Source organism: Paenibacillus sp. NPDC057934, from assembly GCF_042887565.1.
Taxonomy (GTDB): Bacteria; Bacillota; Bacilli; order Paenibacillales; family Paenibacillaceae; genus Paenibacillus_AQ.
Genome location: NZ_JBHVPB010000028.1, coordinates 1 through 1,029, shown reverse-complemented (window position 1 = coordinate 1,029; position 1,029 = coordinate 1). Strand labels below are relative to the sequence as shown.

Below are 1,029 nucleotides of genomic sequence, written 5' to 3'. Positions count from 1 at the left end.
ACACTCCTACGATGTGTTCGTGAGCACCGGCGGAGGCTACGCTCAGCTGGCCTCAACCGAATTCACGACGAACCAGACCAATCAGGTAGTCCAGCTTCCTCCCATCGACACCCGCACCAATCCGAACGTCTTCGGGAGCACCCTGCTCGAGGCTAGAGTCGCATTCCGTGGATCCCCGCCCGATTACGTAGACGGCAGCGTCCATGTCGCGAATGCGCCAGCTTTGCGAATGGATATCACACCGTCCATTAGGACGATCATGCGCGCCAACGGGTGGACAGTGGGCGCGGCCTGCCAGGACCGATGGTTCGCCCTGCCCTATACGGCAGGCAAGGAGCCCACCGACACCGTCGTACTGGACATCCTGAAGATGGATTGGGCCACCGGATTTTCCGACGTGCGCAAATCGGTAGACGCGGGATTCAACCTAATCGAAGTTTTGCCGGACCGAGTAAAGATTAAGGAGCGCATCAAAGCTCAGGTGCGCGCCCGTCAGGTGGTCCTACCAACCCCGGGACATTCGGCAAATTTCGGCACCAAGGCATCCAGCTTGGAAGTTGACGGACAAGGCCATAATTTCCCCCGATTCAACCGATACTGGATCCTGGAACAGTCCTACGCCCCCTACCTGCTACCCCTGGATGACTTCACGGCCGCAGTGGCCAGATGCACAGTGCGCTACATCGCGCTAGGTCAGATCACCAATACTGGAGCGGGAGGCTACACGGTATCCGTCACCGAATTGGGCGCCTACATCTTGGACAGCTTCGACTTCAAAGACGAAGAACAAGAGCTCGGCTACTGGAGCGTTAAGACCAACGACGTCGCGCGCACCTCCCTCGGCACCAACTACACCAGGGTGACCAACGCCACCTACCGTGCCTGGCGGCAACGTAACTCGCGGGGAGTCGATTACACGAACTTCAGCGACATCCTTTCCAGGAAGGCGAATCTCACCTTCCCGGCGACTCCAGCCGAACTGACACCCTAATCGACATATGGAATCGGATTTCAGGCAGGCGGTCCAGC

Annotated in this window: 1 protein-coding gene; it reads left to right on the top strand. The window is 58.5% G+C overall.

From position 1 onward, the window contains the following. A partial coding sequence (locus tag ACFVRY_RS29370; protein ID WP_387503762.1) for a DUF6402 family protein occupies nt 1–991 on the top strand: 991 nt, incomplete at its 5' end. Nucleotides 992–1,029 lie beyond the last annotated feature (38 nt).